The following is a 26,864-nucleotide window of genomic DNA, read 5'->3' on the forward strand; positions in this document are numbered from 1 at the left end:
TATGTCTCAGGCTGCATTGAACACGCGCAACCGCGATGACGAGGAAGAATACACCTCTTCACGCCGCAGTAATGGAACGCGTCTTGCAGGCATCATTTTCCTGCTCGGGGTGCTGTGCACCGTGTTTATCAGCGGCTGGATGGTCCTGGGCTGGATGGAAGATGCGCAGCGGTTGCCACTTTCTAAGCTGGTGGTCACCGGTGAGCGTCACTACACGCGTAACGACGATATTCGCCAGTCAATACTGGCACTGGGCTCGCCTGGCACCTTTATGACTCAGGACGTCAATATTATCCAGAGCCAGATTGAACGTCTGCCATGGATAAAACAGGCGAGCGTAAGAAAGCAATGGCCTGATGAATTGAAGATTCATCTGGTTGAATATGTGCCCATTGCGCGTTGGAATGATCAGCACATGGTTGACGTCGACGGAAATTCCTTCAGCGTCCCGGCCGATCGTGTCAACAAGCAAAATTTACCGATGTTGTATGGCCCTGAAGGCAGCGAAAACGAAGTGTTACAGGGTTTTCGTGAAATGGGTCAGGTTCTGGCGAAGGACAGGTTTACGTTAAAAGATGCTGCCATGACGGCGCGCCGTTCCTGGCAGCTTACGTTAACGAACGGCATTAAGCTCAACCTGGGGCGCGGGGACACCATGAAGCGTCTGGCGCGTTTTGTCGAACTTTACCCGGTTTTACAGCAGCAGGCACAGACTGACGGCAAACGGATAAGCTACGTTGATTTGCGCTATGACTCAGGCGCAGCAGTCGGTTGGGTACCGGCTCCGGTCGAGGAACCTAATCAGCAACAGAATCAGGCACAGGTACAGGCAGAACAACAATGATCAAGGCGACGGACAGAAAACTGGTAGTTGGACTGGAGATTGGCACCGCGAAGGTTGCCGCTTTAGTAGGGGAAGTTCTGCCCGACGGTATGGTCAATATCATTGGCGTGGGCAGTTGCCCGTCCCGTGGTATGGATAAAGGTGGGGTAAACGATCTTGAATCGGTGGTGAAGTGCGTCCAACGCGCCATCGATCAGGCTGAATTGATGGCAGATTGCCAGATTTCTTCTGTCTATCTGGCCCTTTCTGGTAAGCACATTAGCTGCCAGAACGAAATCGGTATGGTGCCGATTTCCGAAGAAGAAGTGACGCAGGAAGACGTTGAAAACGTTGTGCATACGGCGAAATCCGTGCGTGTCCGCGATGAGCATCGCGTATTGCACGTGATCCCGCAGGAATATGCGATTGACTACCAGGAAGGGATCAAGAACCCGGTTGGTCTGTCAGGCGTTCGTATGCAGGCAAAAGTGCACCTGATCACATGTCACAACGATATGGCGAAGAACATTGTAAAAGCCGTTGAACGTTGTGGCCTGAAAGTTGACCAACTTATTTTCGCCGGTCTGGCGGCAAGTTATTCCGTGCTGACCGAAGATGAACGTGAACTGGGTGTCTGTGTGGTCGATATTGGTGGTGGTACAATGGACATGGCCGTGTATACCGGCGGTGCGTTGCGCCACACCAAAGTGATCCCGTACGCAGGGAACGTCGTGACCAGCGATATTGCTTACGCTTTTGGTACGCCACCGAGCGATGCAGAAGCGATTAAAGTGCGCCACGGCTGTGCGCTGGGCTCTATTGTTGGCAAAGATGAGAGCGTTGAAGTGCCAAGCGTCGGTGGTCGTCCACCGCGCAGCCTGCAGCGCCAGACGTTGGCAGAGGTGATCGAGCCGCGCTATACCGAGCTGCTCAACCTGGTCAACGAAGAGATTTTACAGTTACAGGAACAGCTTCGTCAGCAGGGTGTTAAACATCATCTTGCGGCGGGGATTGTATTAACCGGCGGTGCAGCGCAAATTGAAGGTCTTGCGGCCTGTGCACAGCGCGTGTTCCATACGCAGGTGCGTATTGGTGCGCCGCTGAATATCACCGGTTTAACGGATTATGCTCAGGAGCCGTATTATTCAACGGCTGTGGGCCTGCTCCACTACGGGAAGGAATCTCATCTCAGTGGTGAAGCGGAAGTGGAAAAACGCGTCTCAGTGGGGTCGTGGGTCAAACGACTGAACAACTGGTTGCGAAAAGAGTTTTAATTTTTTTAAGAGACCGGAGAGAATTAGCGGTCTCGGGCGACAGGCACAACGGAGAGAGAAATTATGTTTGAACCTATGGAACTGACCAACGACGCGGTGATTAAAGTCATCGGCGTCGGTGGCGGCGGCGGTAACGCCGTAGAGCATATGGTGCGTGAACGCATTGAAGGTGTTGAATTCTTTGCAGTTAACACCGATGCACAGGCACTGCGTAAGACGGCTGTAGGCCAGACTATCCAGATCGGCGGTGGTATCACCAAAGGGCTGGGAGCAGGGGCTAACCCGGAAGTGGGCCGCAATGCGGCTGAAGAAGATCGTGAAGCCCTGCGCGCTGCACTGGAAGGTGCGGACATGGTCTTCATTGCAGCAGGTATGGGTGGCGGTACCGGTACCGGCGCAGCACCTGTTGTAGCTGAAGTGGCTAAAGATTTAGGTATTCTGACCGTTGCTGTCGTGACTAAGCCTTTCAATTTTGAAGGCAAGAAGCGTATGGCCTTTGCGGAGCAGGGTATCACCGAGCTGTCCAAGCACGTGGACTCGCTGATCACCATCCCGAACGACAAGCTGTTGAAGGTTCTGGGTCGCGGTATCTCCCTGCTGGACGCCTTCGGTGCAGCAAACGACGTGCTGAAAGGCGCGGTTCAGGGTATCGCTGAACTGATTACCCGTCCTGGCCTGATGAACGTTGACTTTGCAGACGTTCGTACCGTGATGTCCGAGATGGGCTACGCGATGATGGGCTCTGGCGTGGCGAGCGGCGAAGACCGTGCAGAAGAAGCGGCTGAAATGGCCATCTCTTCTCCACTGCTGGAAGATATCGATCTGTCTGGTGCGCGTGGCGTGCTGGTCAACATTACCGCTGGCTTTGACCTGCGTCTGGATGAGTTCGAAACCGTGGGTAACACTATCCGTGCGTTCGCCTCTGACAACGCTACCGTGGTAATCGGTACTTCGCTTGACCCTGAAATGAACGACGAGCTGCGTGTTACCGTTGTTGCGACCGGTATCGGTATGGACAAGCGTCCTGAGATCACCTTAGTGACCAATAAGCAGACTCAGCAACCGGTAATGGATCGTTACCAGCAGCACGGTATGTCTCCGCTGACTCAGGAGCAAAAACCGGCCGCGAAAGTGGTGAACGACCCAACGCCGCAAACGGCGAAAGAGCCAGATTATCTGGATATCCCGGCGTTCCTGCGTAAGCAAGCTGATTAAGAATTGGCTGGAATTAGGGGATTTGCGCTCTTTGTGCTAAACTGGCCCACCGTTAGTGATATACACTCTCGGTTGGATAGTTAATTTGGCGAGATTATACGATGATCAAACAAAGGACACTTAAACGTATCGTTCAGGCGACGGGTGTCGGTTTACATACCGGCAAGAAAGTCACGCTGACGTTACGCCCTGCGCCGGCCAATACCGGGGTCATCTATCGTCGCACCGACTTGAATCCACCGGTAGATTTTCCGGCCGATGCCAAATCTGTGCGTGATACTATGCTCTGTACTTGTCTGGTGAACGAGCATGACGTGCGGATTTCTACCGTAGAGCACCTGAACGCCGCCCTGGCGGGGCTGGGTATCGACAACATTATTGTTGAAGTCGATGCGCCAGAAATCCCGATTATGGATGGCAGTGCTGCACCGTTCGTCTATTTGTTGCTGGATGCCGGCATCGAAGAACTGAACTGCGCGAAGAAATTTGTTCGCATCAAAGAGACCGTTCGCGTCGAAGATGGCGATAAGTGGGCTGAATTCAAACCGTACAATGGTTTCTCGTTGGACTTTACCATCGACTTTAACCATCCGGCGATTGATTCCAGCACCCAGCGCTACGCGATGAACTTCTCTGCTGATGCGTTTATGCGCCAGATCAGCCGAGCCCGTACGTTTGGCTTCATGCGTGATATCGAATATCTGCAGTCCCGCGGCCTGTGCCTGGGCGGCAGCTTCGATTGTGCCATCGTTGTTGACGATTATCGCGTACTGAACGAAGACGGCCTGCGTTTCGAAGATGAATTCGTTCGTCACAAAATGCTGGACGCTATCGGCGACCTGTTTATGTGTGGTCACAATATCATTGGTGCATTTACCGCGTTCAAATCCGGTCATGCGCTGAACAACAAACTGTTGCAGGCCGTCCTGGCAAAACAGGAAGCCTGGGAATATGTGACCTTCGAAGACGAAGCAGAACTGCCGCTGGCTTTCAAAGCGCCAAACATGGTTCTGGCGTAACGGTTCACGCCGTTTCGTAAAAAATCGACTGGTTAACCTGGTACTCTCTCCGACCAGGAAGACCAGTCGTTTTTATTTTTGCCCTTCTTCGTTTGCCCCAGCGTTATCTCTTGTTTGTCTTGCGCAGAAAATGCGTGCGTTAGCTGCATTCTTGACCGTTTTTCCCCGCGGCGGCACCTCATTCCTGCTGATGTGCATTGGCTTTAGTGGTAATATCTGGGCGCTTAAAAAAATAACTTAAAAGTAGCCTGTTACAGGCTGGCTTATGTGGTGGAGCAAGTGAGCGGAATACTGACGCGCTGGCGACAATTTGGCAGACGTTACTTCTGGCCGCATCTCTTATTAGGGATGGTCGCGGCGAGTCTCGGCTTGCCTGCGCTCAGCAACAGTGCCGAAGCGGCGACGCCAGCGAAGACCTCTACCACCAAACACGATCTCAACACGCGGGTTAACTTTACAAACCTCGCGTGGCTTGAAGCCAGCCGCCGCCCAAATTTCTCCGTTGATTACTGGCACCAGCACGCTATCCGCACGGTTATCCGCCATCTCTCCTTCGCGATGGCGCCCCAGGCAATGCCTGTGGCGGAAGAGACGCTGCCGGTGCAGGCCCAGCATCTTGCCCTGCTGGACACGCTTAATGCTCTGCTTACGCAGGACAGCCAGCCGCCGGTCATGGTGCGCGAGACGGCGCAACGCGCGCTCGTTCCTCCTGTTTCATTCTCTGTCTCAACCTGGATTAGCCAGGTTCATGGCATTCGCGCCGGGCCTCAACGCCTCAGCTAAATTAACTTTTTCAATACCTTAATTTATCTGCCCATGATGGGGCGTTTGAGAATTTATTATGCTAATCAAATTATTAACTAAAGTTTTTGGTAGTCGTAACGATCGTACCCTGCGCCGTATGCGCAAAGCTGTTGCCGTCATCAACGGTATGGAACCGGCGATGGAGAAGCTCTCTGATGATGAGCTGAAAGCGAAAACGGCGGAATTCCGTGCGCGTCTGGAAAAAGGTGAAACCTTAGAAAGCCTGATCCCGGAAGCGTTTGCTGTCGTGCGTGAAGCAAGTAAGCGCGTATTCGGCATGCGTCACTTCGACGTTCAGTTGCTGGGTGGTATGGTGCTTAACGAGCGCTGCATCGCGGAAATGCGTACCGGTGAAGGTAAAACCCTGACCGCAACGCTGCCGGCTTACCTGAACGCGCTGACCGGTAAAGGCGTTCACGTCGTTACCGTCAACGACTATCTGGCGCAGCGTGATGCCGAAAACAACCGTCCACTGTTCGAATTCCTCGGTATGACCGTCGGTATCAACATGTCCGGCCTGCCTGCGCCAGCCAAGCGTGAAGCGTACAATGCGGATATCACCTACGGTACCAACAACGAATACGGCTTCGACTACCTGCGTGACAACATGGCGTTCAGCCCTGAAGAGCGTGTCCAGCGTAAGCTGCACTATGCGCTGGTGGATGAGGTGGACTCCATCCTGATCGATGAAGCGCGTACCCCGCTTATCATCTCCGGCCCGGCTGAAGACAGCTCCGAGATGTACCGTAAAGTCGACAAAATCATTCCACACCTGCTGCGTCAGGAGAAAGAAGACTCGGATACCTTCCAGGGTGAAGGCCACTTCTCCGTTGATGAAAAAGCGCGCCAGGTGAACCTGACCGAACGTGGTCTGGTGAAAATTGAAGAGCTGCTGGTTGCTGAAGGCATTATGGAAGAGGGCGAGTCTCTGTACTCCCCGAGCAACATCATGCTGATGCACCACGTGACCGCCGCGCTGCGTGCCCACGCGCTGTTCACCCGCGACGTCGACTACATCGTGAAAGACGGCGAAGTGATCATTGTCGATGAGCACACCGGCCGTACCATGCAGGGGCGTCGCTGGTCTGACGGTCTGCACCAGGCTGTAGAAGCCAAAGAAGGCGTGGATATTCAAAACGAAAACCAGACGCTGGCGTCTATCACCTTCCAGAACTACTTCCGTCTGTACGAGAAGCTGGCGGGCATGACCGGTACTGCCGATACCGAAGCGTTTGAATTCAGCTCCATCTACAAGCTGGATACCGTGGTCGTTCCAACCAACCGTCCGATGATCCGTAAGGATATGCCGGACCTGGTGTATATGACCGAAGCGGAAAAAATTCAGGCAATCATCGAAGATATCCGCGAGCGTACTGCCAAAGGCCAGCCGGTTCTGGTGGGGACCATCTCCATTGAAAAATCCGAAGTGGTTTCTCACGAGCTGACGAAAGCGGGCATCAAGCACAACGTACTGAACGCCAAATTCCACGCCAAAGAAGCGGACATTGTTGCGCAGGCAGGTTATCCGGCTGCGGTAACCATCGCCACCAACATGGCGGGTCGTGGTACCGATATTATGCTGGGCGGTAGCTGGCAGGCCGAAGTGGCTGAGCTGGAAAACCCAACGCCTGAACAGATTGCGCAGATCAAGGCCGACTGGCAGGTGCGTCATGACGCGGTGCTGGCATCCGGTGGTCTGCACATTATCGGTACCGAGCGTCATGAATCGCGTCGTATCGATAACCAGCTGCGTGGCCGTGCGGGTCGTCAGGGTGATGCCGGTTCTTCCCGCTTTTACCTGTCGATGGAAGATGCGCTGATGCGTATTTTCGCCTCCGACCGCGTGTCCGGCATGATGCGCAAGCTGGGCATGAAGCCAGGCGAAGCCATTGAGCACCCGTGGGTCACCAAAGCGATCGCGAACGCCCAGCGTAAAGTGGAAAGCCGCAACTTCGATATTCGTAAGCAGCTGCTGGAATACGATGACGTGGCTAACGACCAGCGCCGTGCGATCTACACCCAGCGTAACGAACTGCTGGACGTATCCGATGTGAGTGAAACCATCAACAGCATTCGTGAAGATGTGTTTAAAGCCACGATTGATGCGCATATTCCACCTCAGTCTCTGGAAGAGATGTGGGACATCGAAGGCCTGCAGGAACGTCTGAAAAACGACTTTGACCTCGATCTGCCTATCAAAGAGTGGCTGGATAAAGAGCCTGAGCTGCACGAAGAGACCCTGCGCGAACGTATCTACGAAACCGCGCTGGATGTTTACAAGCGTAAGGAAGAGGTTGTTGGCGCTGAGATGATGCGTCACTTCGAAAAAGGCGTGATGCTGCAGACGCTGGATTCCCTGTGGAAAGAGCATCTGGCGGCGATGGACTACCTGCGTCAGGGTATCCACCTGCGTGGCTATGCGCAGAAAGATCCGAAGCAGGAATACAAGCGTGAGTCCTTCTCCATGTTTGCGTCTATGCTGGAGTCGCTGAAGTATGAAGTGATCAGCACCCTGAGCAAGGTTCAGGTGCGTATGCCGGAAGAGGTAGAAGCGATGGAGCAGCAGCGTCGTGAAGAAGCCGAGCGTCTGGCACAAATGCAACAGCTGAGCCATCAGACCGACGACAGCGAAGCCGCAGCGGCGATCGCCGCGCAGACTGGCGATCGCAAAGTGGGTCGTAACGATCCGTGCCCATGTGGCTCCGGTAAAAAGTACAAGGCGTGCCACGGGCGTCTGAGCTAAATTCATAAAAAAACAAAAAGGCGCAGACATCTGCGCCTTTTTTATGGAAGTAACAATATGAAAATACTGCAAATTGCCGTCGGGATTATTCGCAACCCGCAAAACCAAATCTTTATCACCCAGCGTGCTGCCGACGCCCATATGGCGAACAAATGGGAGTTTCCAGGCGGAAAAATTGAGGCTGGTGAAACCCCGGAAGCGGCGCTGGTTCGCGAGCTTCAGGAAGAAGTCGGGATCACCCCGCTTGGCGCAACGCTGTTTGATAAGCTCGAATACCAGTTCCCGGACAGGCACATTACGCTGTGGTTCTGGCTGGTGGAAAACTGGGAAGGTGAGCCCTGGGGAAAAGAAGGGCAGCCGGGTAACTGGGTGGCGCTTCAGGCAAGTGATGCCGAAAAATTCCCGCCAGCCAACGAGCCTGTGATCATGCGGCTCGTTGCACAACCGAAGGCCTGCTAAGCGACGCGTCAGCAGGCTTTACAGATTACTGCTGATTTTCACTCCAGTCGTCGCTGTCCGAGAGATCGCCTTTACTCGGAATACGTTTCTCTTCCGCCGCCCATTCGCCCAGGTCAATAAGCTGGCAGCGTTTGCAGCAGAATGGGCGGAACGGACTTACTTCGCCCCAGACAACGGTTTTGCCACAGGTAGGGCAGTTTACGGTGGTGACATCAGACATCGGCACTCCTTAACAACAGGCCAGTTCAAAATCGAGGCGTTCCGGCACGGTGCCATTTTCGCTGTCCAGCGGCATAAAGCGAATCGCAAAGCGGCTCTTATGCCCGGAAATTTGCGGATAAAGCTGTTCGCCAAGCGATAAATTCAGGCGCAAAAGATCGGCATCATCACCGTTGTCCTGGTAGAAACCATTCAGGCTGGTTTGCTTGCGGAACGGCGCTGAGTTACGGATCAGATCGAGGATCAGCGACAGCGTCTGGTGCATCGGCTCCAGGCTTGCCAGCCAGCTGTTCACCTGCGCGTCACGCTGGGCTTGTGGCATATGGAGCCACATATGCAGCGTCGGCAGGTCGAAGCTGCAGCAACCGCCAGGGATGCTCAGGCGCTGGCGCACCAGGCCAATCAGGCGGTCCTCACGCAAAAACTGCCCGACGCGCGGTGCAGCCATCAGGATGCCGCTGCTGGTTTTAAGCTGCTGGCGAAGGGAATCGATACGGCTTACATCCACCCCCGGAACCTCAGCCCATGCCTGTAATTTACGCTGCTGGCGCTCCAGCTCTTTAAGCAATTCTGTGCGGACATCGCCGCGTTCAATCACATCCAGCAGATCGCCTACATTGCGGAAGAAATGCAACGCCGTAGCGTGATCGTTAACCGGCAGATGTTGTGAAAGCTGCTGAATGAGGAATTCGATGCGCAGCCAGGTACGCATTTTTTCGTTGAGCGGATGCTCAAAAAGGATGTGTGTCGACATTATGGTTTTTCCTGTGCAACGGCCTGCGCGGCAAACGTCAGATACTGCGCGTGCAGACGGGCAACATCCGATGCAATGGCATCTGGTGCGCCGTTATTATCAATGACATCATCCGCCACGGCAAGGCGCTGAGCGCGCGTGGCCTGAGCGGCAAGAATGTGTTCAGCATGTTCTCGCGAGACGTGGTCGCGCGTCATGGTTCTCTGGATTTGCGTTTCGGGGGTGACATCAATCACCAGCACACGGTCGGCTTTCTTCTGCAGCTGATTTTCAACCAGCAGCGGAACCACCCACAGGACATAGGGCGAGCGAGCCGCGGCGATCTGACGCTGCGTTTCCTGGTGGATGATGGGGTGGAGAAGGCTATTAAGCCAGACTTTTTCCGCGGAATCGGAAAAAATGCATTCGCGAAGCTGACGGCGATTTAGGGTGCCATCGTCATTGATAATTGTCAGACCAAAATGTTCTGCGATGGCCTTTAGCGCGGGTGTATTGGGCTCTACCACCTGGCGGGCAATAATATCGGCATCGATAATCGTGATACCCAAACGAGAAAACGCGTCCGCAACGGTACTTTTGCCACTACCGATGCCGCCGGTTAATGCAACGATATACCCCATTAAATCAAATCCTGGGAATTATTCATTATAAAAATCAGTAGATTAAAAATCACAGATGCGCCAGTCACTGTTTAACCCTGTTTACCGGCTTTTTACCAGGTAAATTTATAGGATTGTAGCGTAAAAAAAGAGAATTTCGCAGTCTTGCGGAGCAGGTATTAGTGCGTATGATAGCGTCACTGGAGTTGTGCTTTTAACATATTTGCCTCTAACCCCAGGAATCCGCACATGCGTATCGAAGAAGATCTGAAGTTAGGTTTCAAAGACGTTCTTATCCGCCCTAAACGCTCTACACTGAAAAGTCGCTCAGACGTTGAACTCGAACGTCAATACACCTTTAAGCATTCCGGTCAGACCTGGTCTGGCGTGCCGATCATCGCTGCCAATATGGATACTGTGGGAACCTTCGAGATGGCAACCGCGCTGGCACAGTTCGATATTCTCACCGCCGTGCACAAACATTACAGCCCTGAAGAGTGGGATGCGTTTGTTGCGTCCGCCTCTGCTGATGTGGTGAAGCACGTGATGGTCTCCACCGGCACCTCCGATGCGGATTTCGAGAAGACCAAACAGATCCTGAAGGCTAACCCGGCGCTGAACTTCGTTTGTATTGATGTGGCGAACGGTTACTCCGAGCACTTCGTGCAGTTCGTCAGCAAGGCGCGTGAGACCTGGCCGACAAAAACTATCATTGCGGGCAACGTGGTGACCGGTGAAATGTGTGAAGAACTGATCCTCTCCGGTGCCGATATCGTGAAAGTGGGCATTGGCCCGGGCTCCGTATGCACCACTCGCGTCAAAACCGGCGTCGGTTATCCGCAGCTCTCTGCCGTCATTGAATGTGCCGACGCGGCGCACGGACTGGGCGGCCAGATCATCAGCGACGGCGGTTGCACCATGCCGGGTGATGTCGCAAAGGCCTTCGGCGGCGGCGCGGACTTCGTGATGCTCGGCGGTATGCTGGCAGGCCATGAAGAGAGCGGCGGTACCGTCGTTGAAGAGAACGGCGAGAAATTTATGCTGTTCTACGGCATGAGCTCTGAGTCTGCGATGACCCGTCACGTCGGTGGCGTGGCAAAATACCGCGCGGCAGAAGGCAAAACCGTGAAGCTGCCCCTGCGCGGCCCGGTTGAAAACACCGCACGCGATATCCTCGGCGGCCTGCGATCTGCCTGCACCTACGTGGGCGCCTCCCGCCTGAAAGAGCTGACAAAGCGTACGACGTTTATTCGCGTTCAGGAACAAGAAAACCGCGTATTCAATAGTCTGTAATGGCTTTCGCTGGCGCATGCCCGTGCGCCAGCCCTGTTGTACTATCCCGCGCTCATCGCATCTCCCAGGTGGAATATCGGCAGGTACATTGCCACCACCAGCGTACCGATAATGACCCCCGTCACAATCAGTAGCAGCGGCTCCAGAAGCGCCGCCAGGTTATCTGCTCGTTGAAAGGTCTGTTCCGTGTGATGACGGGCAAGGTTTGCCAGCATGATGTCCAGCGCACCTGACATCTCACCGGTTCGTAAAAGCTGAATACAGAGCGGGGTAAACAATGCCGCCTTCTGAAAGGATGACCAGACGGGCAGACCTTTTTCAATGTCCTCCCGCACGTTGCGAAGTATCCCTTGCCAGTACCGGCTCTCAACAGTTTCTTCTGCACTCTCCAGACCCTGTAAAAAGGGGATGCCTGCCTGTTGCGTGAGTGACAGCACGGTATAGATGTGTCCCAGCTTTTGGCCTTTTGCCAGTGCGCCCATCACGGGCGTCTGCATCAGGATTTGCTGCCAGCGAGGGTTCTGCCGAAGAGCCCAGGCGATGGCAAAGGGGGTTAGTAGCAGGGCGAATAACGCGAGGGCATATGACTGCATAAAGGCGGCCATTCCCATGACCATCTGCGTCAGCACGGGAAGCGGGGTATTAAACGTTTTGTAGATCGCGGCAAACTCGGGCAGGACCAGGGTGACCATCGCCAGCACAACCACTACAGCCAGCGTCAGGACGATCGCCGGGTAACGCAGCGCCTTTTTCACTTTTGCACTGAGCTGCTGCTGCGCTTTTTGTTGCTGCGCGAGCTGACGACAGCACGCCTCCAGCTTCCCTGTCAGCTCCCCGGTCTTCACCATCGAGACATGCAGCGGGCTAAAAACGGCTGGCCACTTTTTTAGCGACGCCGAAAACGGGCATCCTTCACTGAGCTCATCGGCAATGCTTTGCAGCAGTGCCTGCCACGGTTGTAACGGATGCTGCTCTGCCAGCATTTGCAGACTGTGGGATAATGTCAGTCCAGCCTGCAGAAGCGTGGCGAGCTGATGAAACATCTCGTCGCAGTGGTGTTGCCGCCAGCGGTATCGCTGCGCGCATCGGGTTAGCGTCAGAGGATGGAGGTCGTTACGCATTAGCCGGGTGAAGGCCGCATTGCGGTCCGTGGCCCACAGTGTCCCGCTTCGGGGTTCTCCATCTTTGGTGAGCGCACGCCAGCGCCAGAGCTGATTAGCCGCCATTGGGCATTCCCAGGACGCGCAGCAACTCTTCAATCGTGGTTAGCCCCTGTTCGACGGCCATGCAGCCGTGTTCAAAAAGAGAAATCATCCCTGCCTGCCTGGCGCTCGCCTCGATGACGTCTGTTCCCGCCCCGCTGGCGATGGCCTGCCGCAGGGCATTGTCGATCCCAAGTACTTCAAAAATGGCCACGCGGCCATAAAAACCGTGGTAACAGCGCTCGCAGCCGGTAGGCTGCCAGCGTGGAAGCGGTCTGGGCCATACTGATCGAGGTAAGTCCGCATGCTCCCCGCTTTTCTGTCGGCAGTACGGGCACAGACGTCGAACCAGTCGCTGAGCAATCACCATCGTCAGCGCGGAGGAAATCATCCAGCGTGCGACGCCCATCTGCTCCAGGCGAACCAGCGTTTCCGTCGTCGAGTTGGTATGCAGGGTCGACAGCACCAGGTGCCCGGTCTGGGCAGCATTAATGGCAATCCCGGCCGTTTCACCGTCACGGATTTCGCCGACCATTATGATGTCGGGATCCTGACGCAGCAGCGCCCGCAGCACGCTCTGGAAGGTTAAACCCGCCCGGGGATTAATCTGCGTCTGGTTTAATCCGGCAAGGGGGATCTCAATAGGATCTTCGACGCTGCAGATATTGACGTCAGGGGTGTTACGCGACTGCAGCGCGCTGTACAGCGTCACGGTTTTGCCGCTGCCGGTAGGCCCGGTGACCAGAATCAGCCCCTGTGGCTGGTGGAGAACCGCATTAAAACAGGCCAGCTGCTCAGCATTCATGCCAAGCGCTTTCGGCTCAAGGGCCTGTGGAACCTGCTGCAGGAGACGCAGCACAATTTTCTCGCCGCCGCTGCAGGGAAGCGTCGCGATCCGAAACGAGACCGGCTCGTTGGCCAGCTCAATCGTAAACTGGCCGTCCTGGGGTAAACGGCGCTCAGCAATATCCAGGTTACCCAGTACTTTTAAGCGTGCGCTGAGCAGGTTAGCCAGTTCCGCCGCAAGCGGAGGCTGCGGGCAAAGTACGCCGTCGATACGTAAACGAATCTGGCACGCGTGCTCCATCGGTTCGATATGAATATCAGAGGCGCGCTGATTGATTGCCTGCTGCAGCGTGTGGTTGAGGATATCTACCGTTGAATGCGCTTGCGAAACGCCGGGCAGATGCGATTGTGACGTGAGCTGCCGGTGTTTTTCCATGCGCTCAGCGCTCCAGCACTCAATATCAATCCGTTTCTGAGTCGCGAAACGCAGCGCTTCCATGAGTTCGGCCGCGGGGTTGCCCACGACGGCAATGCTGACCATTTCACTGTCGCTGGTAAGCAGCAGTGCGTGATGGCGAAGACAAAGCGCCACGAGTTGATCGGTCTTCATTTTTCGCCCCTCAGTTATTGTCGAAGCGGAAAACGTCTTCGCAGGCCTGCTTCAGGGCGCTATCAGCGCTGATGTTGCAGAGACGCGTCCAGCCCGTCATACCGTTAGCGTCGTTCCACTGCGGCGTCATGACCACTTCCAGCCCGTTAAGACTTTCCTGTCCTGTTAAGGTCACGACCCCTTTCGCTACACTCATTCCCGACACGTAGCGTGTCGTGGTGGGGGAAGGGATGCCGTTGCTGCCGGCATCGCAGCTCTCCACGCCCCCGTGATCCAGCGCGCAAAGCTCAATGGCGGTGCGGTAGGGAACGAAGGTTTGCAGCATATCGGTCAGCGCCGCTTTGCGCAGGTAGTTTTGATAGGCAGGTACGCCGATGGCGCTCAGAATCGCAATAATGCCGATGACCACCATCAGCTCAATGAGAGTGAATCCGTGTTGTCTGTTCATATCTGCTCCTTACGTTAGGTGGCGCTACTCTGTCAGCGCGAAAGGGCAGAAACGAGGGGCAAAAAAAGGAACGGGAGAGCGCATTCAGAGAATTTATGCCGCGTTGCAGGGAAGAACAGCGGATTTGCGAGCGGGGCTGAAATTCCCCTCTCCGGGCGGAGAGGGGAGAGGAATGACTATTTAAAACGCATCGAGAGGTCGAGAGCGCGAACGTGCTTGGTCAGCGCGCCGACGGAGATGTAATCCACGCCGGTTTCGGCAAATTCACGGATTGTTTCGAAGGTGACGTTTCCGGACACTTCGAGCTGGGCCCGGCCGTTGGTCAGTTTTACCGCCTCACGCATCTGCTCGGTTTCGAAGTTATCGAGCATGATGATATCGGCCCCGGCCTTAATCGCCTGCTCCAGCTCGTCCAGGTTTTCCACTTCCACTTCAACCGGCACGTCCGGGTGCAGCCAGAAGGCCTTCTCCACCGCCTGGCGCACGGAGCCCGAGGCAATAATGTGGTTCTCTTTAATCAGGAAAGCGTCGGACAGGCCCAGACGATGGTTTGCGCCGCCGCCGCAGAGCACCGCGTACTTCAGCGCCGTGCGCAGGCCCGGCAGCGTTTTGCGGGTATCCAGCAGCTGGGTTTGGGTGCCGGCCAGCAGGTCAACGTAGCGGCGCACTTCACTGGCAACGCCAGAGAGCGTTTGTACAAAATTGAGCGCGGTACGTTCGCCGGTCAGCAAGACGCGGGAGGGGCCGTCCAGCTCGAACAGCGGCTGATTTGGCGTGACGCTATCGCCATCTTCCACGTGCCATGTTACCTGCACATCATCGCCCGCCAGTTGGGTAAAGACCTCTTCAACCCAGCGCTTGCCGCAAAAAACACCCTCTTCGCGGGTGATAATGACCGCGTGGGAGCGTGTCTCTTTTGGCAACAATTGTGCGGTAATATCTTTATCGGCATTGACGTCACCCCCCAGGTCTTCTTTCAAAGCATGGGCAACGCTTGCCGGAATATCCATATTAATACGTTCCAGAAGCGCTTCACGTCGGTGGTCGGGGTTGTAGCGGCGAGGCGGCATGATAAAACTCCAAATTGGTAACGAATCATAATATTGAAACATGCTACTCTGAACCGAGTAACAGCACCATACATAAGGAGTTCCAGCATGTTGTTAGAAAACGGATGGCTGGTGGATGCGCGGCATGTGCCTTCGCCGCACCACGACTGCCGCCCGGAGGATGAAAAGCCCACACTGCTGGTGGTTCATAATATTAGTCTCCCGCCGGGGGAATTTGGCGGCCCGTGGATCGAAGCGTTATTCACGGGAACGATTGATCCCGATGCCCATCCTTTCTTTGCTGAGATTGCGCATCTGCGCGTGTCGGCTCACTGCCTGATTCGTCGCGATGGTGAAGTGGTTCAGTATGTTCCCTTTGATAAGCGCGCCTGGCATGCCGGGGTGTCGATGTATCACGGGCGCGAACGGTGCAACGATTTTTCTATCGGGATTGAACTGGAAGGCACGGATACCACGCCCTACACCGATTCACAGTATCAACAGTTAGCGGCTGTGACCCGCACGCTTATCGGACTCTATCCGGCCATCGCCGACAATATTACGGGACACAGTGATATTGCCCCGGCGAGAAAAACCGATCCCGGCCCGGCATTCGACTGGACGCGGTTCCGCGCCATGCTCACCGCGTCGTCAGAATAAGGAGATACCATGACGTTGTTTACCATGCTGCTGGTCATCATCGCTGAACGCCTGTTCAAGCTCGGCGAGCACTGGCATCTGGATCACCGGCTGGAGGTGCTTTTCCGCCGGATTAAGCACTTTTCTCTGCTGCGTACGCTGCTGATGATGGCGGGGGTGATGGTCATTACGTTCCTGCTGCTGCGCGCGCTGCATGGACTGTTTTTCAACGTGCCGCTGCTGGTGGTGTGGATCCTGCTCGGCGTGCTGTGCATTGGTGCGGGCAAGGTGCGTTTGCACTATCACGCCTACCTGAAAGCCGCCTCCCGTGACGATGCCCATGCGCGCGGTGCCATGGCGAGCGAGCTGACGATGATCCACGGCGTGCCGCCGGACTGCGACGAGCGCGAGTTTCTGCGCGAACTGCAGAACGCGCTGCTGTGGATTAACTTCCGTTACTACCTGGCGCCGCTGTTCTGGTTTGTGGTGGGCGGCCCGTGGGGACCGGTCTTGCTGATGGGGTATGCGTTCCTGCGCGCCTGGCAGACCTGGCTTGCCCGCTATCTGACGCCGCATGAACGTTTGCTGTCCGGCATCGATGCCATCCTGCACGTGCTCGACTGGCTCCCGGTGCGTCTGGTGGGCGTGGTGTATGCGTTAATTGGTCACGGTGAGAAAGCGCTGCCCGCATGGTTTGCTTCGCTGGCTGACCGCCATACGTCGCAGTACCAGGTGTTAACGCGTCTGGCACAGTTCTCGCTGGCGCGTGAGCCGCATACCGACAAGATTGAAACACCGAAAGCCGCTGTCTCCATGGCGAAGAAAACGTCGTTTGTGGTGGTGGTTATCGTGGCGCTGCTGACGATCTACGGCACGCTGGTGTAAGCCAGCGCGCCGCAAAGACTAAAGCGTATCCGCAGGCGGGATGCCGAAATCAGGCATCCCGTTTTCATTCCAGCGGACGCGCTTCAGGCGGGTATGACGGTTCGGATCGTAAAGCGGATCGCCCTCAATTTCGGTGTAGTTTCGCGCGTGATACACCAGCACATCTTCCCCTTCCGGCGTTTGCGTAAAGCTGTTGTGTCCCGGGCCGTACTGGCGATTTTCGTAGCTGGTGGCGAATACTGGGCGCGGGGATTTGTGCCAGTTTGCAGGGTTTTGCGGATCGGCATTCAGGTCTATCCACAGCAGTCCCATGCAGTAGTTCTCGTCGGTGGCGCTGGCGGAATAGCTGATAAACAGCTTATCGCCGTGAACCAACACCGCCGGGCCTTCGTTAACCCAAAATCCGCGACACTCCCAGTCATACTCCGGTTTGCTGAGCATCACCGGCTCACCTTTTAGCGTCCACGGGTTCGCCATTTCGCACAGATAAAGGTTGGAGTTCCCGGTGATATCCGGTGCCTTTTGCGCCCACAGATACCAGCGTTTCCACTGATGCACAAAGGAGGTAGCGTCCAGAGCAAAGGTATCGAACGGGGTTTTGATTTGCCCTTTTTCCACCCACGTGCCGGTAAGCGGATCGCTGTCGGTACACTCAATGGCAAACATGCGGTGCTGGAACATCCCGAGTGCATCGAGCGCCTGCGTGTGCGTCGCGGCAAAATAGATGTACCACTTTCCGTCGATATGATGCAGTTCCGGCGCCCAGATGAGCTGGCTCATGGGGCCAGCGTCGGGTTTACGCCAGACCACCACTTCATCGGCATGACGTAAGCCTTCCAGCGACGCTGCGCGGCGGATCGCCAGCCTGTCGTACTGCGGCACGGAGGCGATAAAATAGTACTGCTCCTCATGGCGTAAAATGTACGGATCGGCGCGTTGTTCGATAAACGGGTTTGGCCACTGATGCATTTGGCTCTCCTTATTTTGTCTCTGCGGCTTTCAGTTCCTGATAGTCGTTCAGTTCACGGTAGTTGGTGCGGCGTTTCTCCAGATCGGCCTGGATCTGCTTCATGGTTTCACGATCCACCTTCAGCAGACGCACCACGCCCGCGGTAATTAAGTATCCAATGCCGGGAATGACGGTAAAGAGCAGCACGATCCCGTTAAGGGCGTCCGCGCTTTGCGCTTTCGCGCCCGCGTCGTAGCCGTACCAGGAGAGCAGGAACCCGACCATCGCCCCGGCAATCGCCAGCCCCAGCTTCAGGAAGAAGATGTTGCCCGAGAAGCTGATGCCGGTGATGCGCTTCCCGGTTTTCCACTCGCCGTAGTCGTCCACGTCGGCCATCAGCGACCAGTGCAGCGGAGACGGGATCTGGTGCAGGATGTTCAGCAGGACGTAGAGCACCACGATGGTGACGGTGGCTTTCGGGTCGAAGAAATAAAAGGCGCAGGAGAAAATCGCCAGCACGATATTGGTCCAGAAGAAGACCTTCAGCTTACACCAGCGGTCGGTCAGCACTTTTGCCAGCACGCTGCCGAGCATCATGCCAACAACGCCCAGGCTGATGAACAGCGTGGCGAAGTGGGTACTCTGGCCCATCACCCAGGTAACGTAATACATGGTGGCCGCCATGCGGATAAAGCCGGGGCAGACGTTGCAGAGCGTCAGCAGCAGAATGCGCACCCACTGGTCGTTCTTCCACACGTCTTTCAGATCGTTTTTCAGCTCATCGTTGGTCTGCACCGCCGGGCGCACGCGCTCGCGCACGGTGGCGAAGCAGAACAAGAACATACAGGTGCCAATCAGCGCCAGCACGGTCATTGCCATCTGGTAGCCTTTGGCTTTGTTGTCCCCGCCAAACCAGTCGGCCATCGGCAGCAGCGTTAATGAGAGCAGCAGCGTGGCGATGCCGACCAGCACGAAGCGATACGACTGGCAGGCGACGCGCTCTTTCGGGTCGTTAGTGATCACCCCGCCCAGCGAGCAGTAGGGGATGTTGATGGCGGTATAGGTCAGCGACAGCAGGAAATAGGTGACAAAGGCATAGATAACTTTGCTGTTATAGCTCCACTCTGGCGTGGTGAACATCAGGATGCTGAACAGCGCGTAGGGGAAAGCGATCCACAGCAGCCATGGACGAAACCGGCCATATTTGCTGCGGGTACGGTCGGCAATCGCGCCCATGATCGGGTCCGTTACGGCGTCAATCACGCGGACAGACAGCAGCAGTACGCCGACCAGCGCAGGGGCGAGGCCAAAAATATCCGTATAAAAATAGTTAACAAACAGCATGATGGCGCCAAAGATAATGTTGCATCCGGCGTCGCCCATCCCATAGCCGATCTTTTCTTTTACTGACAGGGTGTTGTTATCCATCGACAGCTCTCCGGTTTACGGTATGGAGAGAATTATTCGCTGGCGAAGGGATATATGCGTTGCAGTATCAGGGCGGTGATATGGATAAATGCGCTGTGGGCGCGAAAGTGTGAGGGAGGTAACAACGCGCGGCACCCGCAAAAGCAGGTACCGCGGAGGGAGGCTTAGTGCGCCTTCATGGCATTACGGCTTTTCTGACTGAACAGATAGCCCACGCCCAGGATCGCAATCCAGACCGGGATCAGGTAGACGGAAATCGCCATACCCGGCGTGATCAGCATGATCACCAGCACGGCGGCCATGAACAGCAGGCAAATCCAGTTACCCAGCGGATAGAGCAGGGCAGGGAAGCGCGTGGTGACGCCCTGCTGCTGTTTCGCGCGGCGGAACTTGATGTGTGCCAGGCTGATCATCGCCCAGTTGATGACCAGAGCAGAGACCACCAGCGCCATCAGCAGGCCAAACGCCGATTCCGGTGCCATGTAGTTAATGAGCACGCACAGGGCGGTCACGATGGCGGAAACAATGATGGTATTCACCGGCACGCCGCGTTTATCAACGTTAAGCAGCATCTTCGGCGCGTTGCCCTGTTGGGCGAGGCCGAACAGCATACGGCTGTTGCAGTATACGCAGCTGTTGTATACGGAGAGCGCTGCGGTCAGCACCACGATGTTCAGAGCGTTGGCGACAAAGGTGTCGCCCAGCTCGTGGAAGATCAGCACAAACGGGCTGGTGTCGGCGGTGACGCGCGTCCACGGCAGCAGGGAGAGCAGCACGGCCAGTGAGCCCACATAGAAGATCAGAATACGGTAGATAACCTGATTTGTGGCTTTCGGGATGCTCTGCTCCGGGTTGTCGGCTTCAGCGGCAGTGATCCCTACCAGCTCCAGACCGCCGAAGGAGAACATAATGATGGCCATCATCATCACCAGACCGGTCATGCCGTGAGGCAGGAAGCCACCCTGTTCCCAGAGGTTGCGCACGGTGGCCTGCGGGCCGCCGTTGCCGCTGAACAGCAGCCAGCCGCCAAAGATAATCATCGCTACCACGGCAATGACCTTGATGATGGCAAACCAGAACTCCATCTCCCCGAACACTTTAACGTTGGTCAGGTTAATGGCGTTGATAATGACGAAGAAGGCTGCAGCAGAAGCCCAGGTTGGGATTTCGGGATACCAGAACTGAATGTATTTCCCGACGGCGGTCAGTTCGGCCATGGCAACCAGAACGTACAGCACCCAGTAGTTCCAGCCCGAGGCGAAACCGGCAAAGCTGCCCCAGTACTTATAGGCAAAGTGGCTGAAGGAGCCCGCGACCGGCTCTTCCACGACCATTTCGCCCAGCTGGCGCATGATCAGAAAAGCAATGAAACCCGCAATCGCGTAACCCAAAATAATGCCCGGACCGGCAGACTGGATAACGGATGCGCTGCCCAGAAACAGGCCGGTACCAATCGCACCGCCCAGTGCGATGAGCTGAATATGGCGGTTTTTAAGCCCGCGCTTTAGCTGATCGCCGTGCTGTTGAGCTTCCATTTGAAACCTCGTGTGTGGTTGTTATGTTCACGCTGAGCGTGTGTAATTATGAAAATCCATATTCTGTATTTATTTCTTTACGGTAAACGAGACCGAAAAAAGCGGAGATGACTTCCGTAAGCGCCAGAATAGTGGTAAGTGCCTGCGAATGCACCTGCTTTATGAAGGGGTGATGACGACTTGAATAAAAAGAAAGCATTTGTAAATCGGCCCGCTCGTTGTTCCTCTCCCAACCTATAGAATAGAAATGCGCCTTAAGTGGGCGAATTTTCATTATTTGCCTTGTTGAATCGCTTCAGATTGCAAAAACCCTCGTTTCATTATGGTTAAAACTCCCTCTTTGGGGGTAATCAACTCATTTGTGCAAAGTTACATTTCTGAAACGTTATTTCTGTAAGGTTGTTAAAATGTGCAGGGTTTACTGATTTCAATCAAAACCAATATGGACAGAAGGTGAATACTTTGTTACTTTAGCGATACGAAATAGAAATTGGTAAGACCAATTGACTCCGGGCAAAAAGGCGTAAGACAGGGAATATGGCCTACAGCAAAATTCGCCAACCAAAACTATCTGATGTGATTGAGCAGCAGCTGGAGTTTTTAATCCTCGAAGGGACTCTGCGCCCGGGTGAGAAACTTCCGCCAGAACGCGAGCTGGCAAAACAGTTCGACGTTTCACGTCCTTCTCTGCGTGAGGCGATTCAACGTCTCGAAGCAAAGGGCTTGCTGCTTCGTCGCCAGGGCGGCGGAACCTTTGTGCAAAACAGCCTGTGGCAGAGCTTCAGCGATCCGCTGGTAGAACTTCTCTCTGACCACCCAGAATCCCAGTTTGACCTGCTTGAGACCCGTCACGCGCTGGAAGGTATTGCGGCCTATTACGCCGCCCTTCGCAGCACTGATGAAGATCGCGTGCGTATCCGCGAACTGCATCAGGCCATTGAACGGGCACAGCAGTCCGGCGATTTAGACGCCGAGTCCAGCGCCGTCGTCCAGTATCAAATCGCCGTCACCGAAGCGGCACACAATGTGGTGCTCCTCCATCTGCTACGCTGCATGGAGCCGATGCTGGCCCAGAACGTTCGTCAAAATTTTGAATTGTTGTATGCCCGTCGGGACATGCTCCCACTGGTAAGCAACCATCGCACCCGAGTATTCGAGGCGATAATGGCCGGGGAACCGGAGCAGGCGCGCGAAGCGTCGCACCGCCATCTGGCTTTCATTGAGGAAATCTTGCTGGACCGCAGCCGTGAACAATCGCGTCGCGAACGTTCATTACGCCGCATACAGCAACGAAAGGATTAAGCGCCAGGTACTTTTAGAGCGCGGCAACTAAACGCAGAACCTGTCTTATTGTGTTCTTGCCCAAGAGCACAATGGGACAGGTTCCAGACAAATCAACGTATTAGATAGATAAGGAATACCCCCATGTCAGAACGTCTCCAAAATGACGTGGATCCGATCGAAACTCGCGACTGGCTACAGGCGATCGAATCGGTCATCCGTGAAGAAGGTGTTGAGCGCGCTCAGTATCTGATTGATCAGCTGCTTTCTGAAGCCCGCAAAGGCGGTGTGAAGGTTGCTTCAGGTGCAGGGGCTAGCAACTACGTAAACACGATTGCCGTCGAAGACGAACCGGAATACCCGGGCAATCTGGATCTGGAACGTCGTATCCGTTCTGCAATTCGCTGGAACGCCATCATGACCGTTCTGCGCGCATCCAAGAAAGACCTGGAGCTGGGTGGCCACATGGCGTCCTTCCAGTCTTCTGCGACCGTTTACGAAGTGTGCTTCAACCACTTCTTCCGTGCAGCGAACGAGAAAGACGGCGGCGATCTGGTGTACTTCCAGGGCCACATCTCTCCGGGCATCTATGCACGTGCATTCCTGGAAGGTCGTCTGACTGAAGAGCAGATGAACAACTTCCGTCAGGAAGTTCACGGTAAAGGTCTGTCTTCTTACCCGCACCCTAAACTGATGCCTGAATTCTGGCAGTTCCCGACCGTATCAATGGGTCTGGGCCCAATCGGTGCGATCTACCAGGCGAAATTCCTGAAGTATCTGGAACACCGTGGTCTGAAAGACACCTCTGAGCAGACCGTATACGCCTTCCTGGGCGACGGCGAAATGGATGAGCCAGAATCCAAAGGCGCGATCACCATCGCGACCCGTGAGAAGCTGGACAACCTGTGCTTCATCATCAACTGTAACCTGCAGCGTCTGGATGGTCCGGTAACCGGTAACGGCAAGATCATCAACGAACTGGAAGGCATCTTCGCAGGTGCTGGCTGGAACGTGATCAAAGTCATGTGGGGTTCCCGTTGGGACGAACTGCTGCGTAAAGACACCAGCGGTAAACTGATCCAGCTGATGAACGAAACCGTTGACGGTGACTACCAGACCTTCAAATCCAAAGACGGTGCCTATGTGCGTGAGCACTTCTTCGGCAAATATCCAGAAACCGCAGCCCTGGTTGCAGACTGGACTGATGAGCAGATCTGGGCCCTGAACCGCGGTGGTCACGATCCGAAGAAAATCTACGCTGCACTGAAAAAAGCACGTGAAACCAAAGGTAAAGCGACTGTAATCCTGGCCCACACCATCAAAGGTTACGGCATGGGTGATACCGCAGAAGGTAAAAACATCGCTCACCAGGTTAAGAAAATGAACATGGACGGCGTGCGTTATATCCGCGACCGTTTCAACGTTCCAGTCACCGATGAGCAGGTAGAAAACCTGTCTTACATCACCTTCCCGGAAGGCTCTGAAGAGCACAAGTACCTGCACGAACGTCGTCAGGCGCTGAAAGGCTACCTGCCAGCTCGCCAGCCTAACTTCACCGAGAAGCTGGAACTGCCAGCGCTGGAAGACTTCTCTCAGCTGCTGGAAGAGCAGAACAAAGAGATCTCTACCACTATCGCTTTCGTTCGTGCCCTGAACGTGATGCTGAAGAACAAGTCGATCAAAGATCGCCTGGTGCCAATCATCGCCGACGAAGCGCGTACTTTCGGTATGGAAGGTCTGTTCCGTCAGATCGGTATCTACAGCCCGAACGGCCAGCAGTACACCCCGCAGGACCGTGAGCAGGTTGCTTACTACAAAGAAGACGAGAAAGGTCAGATCCTGCAGGAAGGTATCAACGAGCTGGGCGCAGGCGCATCCTGGCTGGCTGCTGCGACCTCTTACAGCACCAACAACCTGCCGATGATCCCGTTCTACATTTACTACTCCATGTTCGGGTTCCAGCGTATCGGTGACCTGTGCTGGCAGGCAGGCGACCAGCAGGCTCGCGGCTTCCTGATCGGTGGTACTTCCGGTCGTACGACCCTGAACGGTGAAGGTCTGCAACACGAAGATGGTCACAGCCACATTCAGTCTCTGACTATCCCTAACTGTATCTCTTACGACCCGTCTTACGCGTATGAAGTGGCAGTCATCATGCATGACGGTCTGCAGCGCATGTACGGTGAAGCGCAGGAGAACATTTACTACTACATCACCACCCTGAACGAAAACTACCACATGCCGGCAATGCCAGCAGGTGCCGAGGAAGGTATCCGTAAAGGTATCTACAAACTCGAAACCATCGAAGGTAGCAAAGGTAAAGTTCAGCTGCTGGGCTCCGGTTCTATCCTGCGTCACGTTCGTGAAGCAGCGCAGATCCTGGCGAAAGACTACGGTGTCGGTTCCGACGTGTACTCTGTGACCTCCTTCACTGAACTGGCGCGTGATGGCCAGGATTGTGAGCGCTGGAACATGCTGCACCCAATGGAAACCCCACGCGTTCCGTACATCGCTCAGGTGATGAACGACGCGCCAGCGGTGGCGTCTACTGACTATATGAAACTGTTCGCTGAGCAGGTTCGTACTTACGTTCCAGCTGATGATTATCGCGTTCTGGGTACTGACGGCTTCGGTCGTTCTGACAGCCGCGAAAACCTGCGTCACCACTTCGAAGTTGATGCTTCTTACGTGGTTGTAGCAGCACTGGGCGAACTGGCTAAACGTGGCGAAATCGATAAGAAAGTGGTTGCGGACGCAATCACCAAATTCAACATCGATGCAGAAAAAGTTAACCCGCGTCTGGCGTAAGAGGTAAAAGAATAATGGCTATCGAAATCAATGTACCGGACATCGGGGCTGATGAAGTTGAAATCACCGAGATCCTGGTCAAAGTAGGCGACAAAGTTGAAGCTGAACAGTCGCTGATCACCGTAGAAGGCGACAAAGCCTCTATGGAAGTCCCGTCTCCTCAGGCTGGCATCGTTAAAGAGATCAAAGTCTCTGTTGGCGATAAAACCGAGACTGGCAAACTGATCATGATTTTCGATTCCGCCGACGGTGCAGCCGCTGCTGCACCTGCGCAGGAAGAGAAGAAAGCCGCTCCGGCCGCCGCTGCTCCAGCAGCTGCCGCGAGCGCGAAAGAAGTGAACGTGCCTGACATCGGCGGTGACGAAGTTGAAGTGACTGAGATCCTGGTGAAAGTGGGCGATACCGTTGCGGCCGAGCAGTCACTGATCACCGTAGAAGGCGACAAAGCCTCTATGGAAGTGCCAGCACCGTTTGCGGGTACCGTTAAAGAGATCAAGATCAACACCGGTGACAAAGTGTCTACTGGCTCCCTGATCATGATCTTCGAAGTGGCAGGTGCTGCACCTGCTGCCGCGCCTGCACAGGCCGCTGCTCCGGCGCCAGCCGCAGCACCAGCCGCTGCTGGCGGCGCGAAAGACGTTAACGTACCGGACATCGGCGGTGATGAAGTTGAAGTCACCGAAGTGATGGTAAAAGTGGGCGACAAAGTTGCCGCTGAACAGTCACTGATCACCGTTGAAGGCGACAAGGCTTCTATGGAAGTCCCTGCGCCATTCGCGGGTACCGTTAAAGAGATCAAAATCAGCACCGGCGACAAAGTGTCTACCGGCTCTCTGATCATGGTCTTCGAAGTGGAAGGCGCTGCGCCTGCCGCAGCTCCGGCTGCCGCGGCTGCTCCAGCACCGGCTGCTGCACCGGCTCAGGCTGCTAAACCAGCCGCTGCCCCTGCTGCAAAAGCAGAAAAATCAGAGTTCGCTGAAAACGACGCTTACGTCCACGCGACGCCGCTGATTCGTCGCCTGGCGCGCGAATTCGGTGTGAACCTGGCGAAAGTGAAAGGGACCGGCCGTAAGGGTCGTATCCTGCGCGAAGACGTTCAGACCTACGTGAAAGACGCGGTGAAACGCGCCGAAGCTGCACCAGCTGCAGCCGCTGGCGGCGGTATCCCGGGCATGCTGCCATGGCCGAAAGTGGACTTCAGCAAGTTCGGCGAAATCGAAGAAGTGGAACTGGGCCGTATCCAGAAAATCTCTGGTGCGAACCTGAGCCGTAACTGGGTGATGATCCCGCACGTTACGCACTTCGATAAGACCGATATCACCGATCTGGAAGCGTTCCGTAAACAGCAGAACGCCGAAGCTGAGAAGCGTAAACTGGACGTGAAATTCACCCCAGTGGTCTTCATCATGAAGGCGGTTGCTGCGGCTCTGGAACAGATGCCACGCTTCAACAGCTCCCTGTCCGAAGACGGCCAGAAGCTGACGCTGAAGAAATACATCAACATCGGTGTTGCGGTTGATACGCCAAATGGTCTGGTTGTTCCGGTCTTCAAAGACGTGAACAAGAAGAGCATCACTGAGCTGTCCCGTGAACTGACCACCATCTCCAAGAAAGCGCGTGATGGTAAGCTGACTGCCGGCGAAATGCAGGGCGGCTGCTTCACCATCTCCAGCATCGGCGGCCTGGGTACCACCCACTTCGCGCCGATTGTGAACGCGCCGGAAGTGGCTATCCTCGGTGTGTCCAAGTCCGCGATGGAGCCGGTGTGGAATGGCAAAGAGTTCGTGCCGCGTCTGATGATGCCAATCTCTCTGTCCTTCGACCACCGCGTGATCGACGGTGCTGATGGTGCGCGTTTCATCACCATCATCAACAACATGCTGAGCGACATTCGCCGCCTGGTGATGTAATCGAAAAGCCGGCCAGTCGGCCGGCTTTTTTCTGATAATCTCATGGTGTTTGTGAGGTTATTGGCGAAAGCGACAATTCGTGAGCCGTTTGTTGTTTCAAAATTGTTAACAATTTTGTAAACTGCGGGCGGA

General features: G+C 55.2%; 24 protein-coding genes. 13 read left to right on the top strand and 11 right to left on the bottom strand.

The window, feature by feature from the left end; translation table 11 throughout:
• Window position 1 precedes the first annotated feature (1 nt).
• The 7 genes from ftsQ to mutT all read left to right on the top strand — a co-directional run bounded on the left by ftsQ (window position 2) and on the right by mutT (window position 8,337).
• A complete protein-coding gene (gene ftsQ / locus ABFV38_RS03620; RefSeq protein WP_023293285.1) occupies window positions 2-844 on the top strand; it encodes a cell division protein FtsQ in 843 nt (280 codons plus the stop codon).
• The gene (ftsA, locus tag ABFV38_RS03625) at window positions 841-2,097 is read left to right on the top strand and encodes a cell division protein FtsA (protein ID WP_006173845.1); all 1,257 of its coding nucleotides are present in this window, start codon (window positions 841-843) and stop codon (window positions 2,095-2,097) included. Before ftsQ ends, ftsA begins: the two co-directional genes overlap by 4 nt.
• 63 nt (window positions 2,098-2,160) lie before the next feature.
• Complete coding sequence (gene ftsZ, locus ABFV38_RS03630) at window positions 2,161-3,312, top strand: cell division protein FtsZ (protein ID WP_008501978.1); 1,152 nt, start codon at window positions 2,161-2,163, stop codon at window positions 3,310-3,312.
• A 101-nt stretch (window positions 3,313-3,413) separates the two neighbouring features.
• Window positions 3,414-4,331, top strand: coding sequence for a UDP-3-O-acyl-N-acetylglucosamine deacetylase (gene lpxC / locus ABFV38_RS03635; protein ID WP_010426966.1), 918 nt, complete (start codon window positions 3,414-3,416; stop codon window positions 4,329-4,331).
• A gap of 279 nt (window positions 4,332-4,610) precedes the next feature.
• Entirely contained in the window at window positions 4,611-5,114 is a 504-nt protein-coding gene (gene secM / locus ABFV38_RS03640; RefSeq protein ID WP_167213990.1) for a secA translation cis-regulator SecM, read from the top strand.
• 58 nt (window positions 5,115-5,172) lie between these two features.
• A complete protein-coding gene (secA, locus tag ABFV38_RS03645) occupies window positions 5,173-7,878 on the top strand; it encodes a preprotein translocase subunit SecA (protein ID WP_021240521.1) in 2,706 nt (901 codons plus the stop codon).
• A gap of 57 nt (window positions 7,879-7,935) precedes the next feature.
• Entirely contained in the window at window positions 7,936-8,337 is a 402-nt protein-coding gene (gene mutT, locus ABFV38_RS03650) for an 8-oxo-dGTP diphosphatase MutT (protein ID WP_167213987.1), read from the top strand.
• A 25-nt stretch (window positions 8,338-8,362) separates the two neighbouring features.
• On the opposite strand, the gene yacG is transcribed toward mutT, so the two are convergent.
• The 3 genes from yacG to coaE are packed head-to-tail and all read right to left on the bottom strand — an operon-like array spanning window position 8,363 to window position 9,930.
• A complete protein-coding gene (gene yacG, locus ABFV38_RS03655) occupies window positions 8,363-8,557 on the bottom strand; it encodes a DNA gyrase inhibitor YacG (RefSeq protein WP_023615920.1) in 195 nt (64 codons plus the stop codon).
• Window positions 8,558-8,566: 9 nt separating this feature from the next.
• Complete coding sequence (gene zapD, locus ABFV38_RS03660; protein ID WP_348958521.1) at window positions 8,567-9,310, bottom strand: cell division protein ZapD; 744 nt, start codon at window positions 9,308-9,310, stop codon at window positions 8,567-8,569.
• Window positions 9,310-9,930, bottom strand: coding sequence for a dephospho-CoA kinase (gene coaE / locus ABFV38_RS03665; RefSeq protein ID WP_348958523.1), 621 nt, complete (start codon window positions 9,928-9,930; stop codon window positions 9,310-9,312). Before coaE ends, zapD begins: the two co-directional genes overlap by 1 nt.
• 228 nt (window positions 9,931-10,158) lie before the next feature.
• Between coaE and ABFV38_RS03670 the strand changes: the two genes are divergently transcribed.
• A complete protein-coding gene (locus tag ABFV38_RS03670; RefSeq protein ID WP_348958525.1) occupies window positions 10,159-11,202 on the top strand; it encodes a GMP reductase in 1,044 nt (347 codons plus the stop codon).
• A 41-nt stretch (window positions 11,203-11,243) separates the two neighbouring features.
• Here ABFV38_RS03670 and hofC read toward each other — a convergent pair whose 3' ends face one another.
• From hofC to nadC, 4 genes are all read right to left on the bottom strand, one after another.
• A complete protein-coding gene (gene hofC, locus ABFV38_RS03675) occupies window positions 11,244-12,428 on the bottom strand; it encodes a protein transport protein HofC (protein WP_348958526.1) in 1,185 nt (394 codons plus the stop codon).
• Window positions 12,418-13,800 carry a type II secretion system protein GspE gene (gene gspE / locus ABFV38_RS03680; protein WP_343666621.1) on the bottom strand — a complete coding sequence of 461 codons (1,383 nt, stop codon included), beginning with the start codon at window positions 13,798-13,800 and terminating at the stop codon, window positions 12,418-12,420. The genes hofC and gspE overlap by 11 nt, the downstream gene beginning before the upstream one ends.
• Window positions 13,801-13,810: 10 nt before the next feature.
• On the bottom strand, window positions 13,811-14,248 hold the full coding sequence (ppdD, locus tag ABFV38_RS03685; RefSeq protein ID WP_126534281.1) for a prepilin peptidase-dependent pilin: 438 nt from the start codon (window positions 14,246-14,248) through the stop codon (window positions 13,811-13,813).
• Window positions 14,249-14,424: 176 nt separating this feature from the next.
• Window positions 14,425-15,318, bottom strand: coding sequence for a carboxylating nicotinate-nucleotide diphosphorylase (nadC, locus tag ABFV38_RS03690; protein WP_348958528.1), 894 nt, complete (start codon window positions 15,316-15,318; stop codon window positions 14,425-14,427).
• Between the two features lie 87 nt (window positions 15,319-15,405).
• On the opposite strand from nadC, the gene ampD reads away from it, so the two are divergent.
• Together ampD and ampE are read left to right on the top strand one after the other, a co-directional pair.
• Entirely contained in the window at window positions 15,406-15,957 is a 552-nt protein-coding gene (gene ampD / locus ABFV38_RS03695; protein ID WP_235403534.1) for a 1,6-anhydro-N-acetylmuramyl-L-alanine amidase AmpD, read from the top strand.
• A 9-nt stretch (window positions 15,958-15,966) separates the two neighbouring features.
• Window positions 15,967-16,821, top strand: a complete 855-nt coding sequence (gene ampE / locus ABFV38_RS03700) for a beta-lactamase regulator AmpE (RefSeq protein WP_045907806.1) — start codon at window positions 15,967-15,969, stop codon at window positions 16,819-16,821.
• Between the two features lie 18 nt (window positions 16,822-16,839).
• On the opposite strand, the gene ABFV38_RS03705 is transcribed toward ampE, so the two are convergent.
• From ABFV38_RS03705 to ABFV38_RS03720, 4 genes are all read right to left on the bottom strand, one after another.
• Window positions 16,840-17,790: a family 43 glycosylhydrolase gene (locus tag ABFV38_RS03705; RefSeq protein ID WP_348958529.1), complete on the bottom strand. Its 951-nt coding sequence runs from the start codon at window positions 17,788-17,790 to the stop codon at window positions 16,840-16,842.
• A gap of 10 nt (window positions 17,791-17,800) precedes the next feature.
• On the bottom strand, window positions 17,801-19,198 hold the full coding sequence (locus ABFV38_RS03710; protein WP_045907808.1) for an MFS transporter: 1,398 nt from the start codon (window positions 19,196-19,198) through the stop codon (window positions 17,801-17,803).
• 164 nt (window positions 19,199-19,362) lie between these two features.
• Entirely contained in the window at window positions 19,363-20,733 is a 1,371-nt protein-coding gene (gene aroP / locus ABFV38_RS03715) for an aromatic amino acid transporter AroP (RefSeq protein ID WP_024907477.1), read from the bottom strand.
• 46 nt (window positions 20,734-20,779) lie between these two features.
• Window positions 20,780-21,007 (bottom strand): hypothetical protein, encoded by a 228-nt coding sequence (locus ABFV38_RS03720; RefSeq protein ID WP_083261508.1) that lies wholly within the window; start codon window positions 21,005-21,007, stop codon window positions 20,780-20,782.
• Between the two features lie 263 nt (window positions 21,008-21,270).
• Between ABFV38_RS03720 and pdhR the strand changes: the two genes are divergently transcribed.
• From pdhR to aceF, 3 genes are all read left to right on the top strand, one after another.
• Window positions 21,271-22,035 (top strand): pyruvate dehydrogenase complex transcriptional repressor PdhR, encoded by a 765-nt coding sequence (gene pdhR / locus ABFV38_RS03725; RefSeq protein ID WP_008501960.1) that lies wholly within the window; start codon window positions 21,271-21,273, stop codon window positions 22,033-22,035.
• Window positions 22,036-22,158: 123 nt separating this feature from the next.
• A complete protein-coding gene (gene aceE / locus ABFV38_RS03730) occupies window positions 22,159-24,822 on the top strand; it encodes a pyruvate dehydrogenase (acetyl-transferring), homodimeric type (RefSeq protein WP_028015529.1) in 2,664 nt (887 codons plus the stop codon).
• Between the two features lie 14 nt (window positions 24,823-24,836).
• Window positions 24,837-26,732, top strand: a complete 1,896-nt coding sequence (aceF, locus tag ABFV38_RS03735) for a pyruvate dehydrogenase complex dihydrolipoyllysine-residue acetyltransferase (RefSeq protein ID WP_023326706.1) — start codon at window positions 24,837-24,839, stop codon at window positions 26,730-26,732.
• Window positions 26,733-26,864: the final 132 nt, after the last annotated feature.

It is taken from the genome of Enterobacter cloacae complex sp. Mu1197, assembly GCF_040059225.1.
GTDB lineage: Bacteria > Pseudomonadota > Gammaproteobacteria > Enterobacterales > Enterobacteriaceae > Enterobacter > Enterobacter quasiroggenkampii.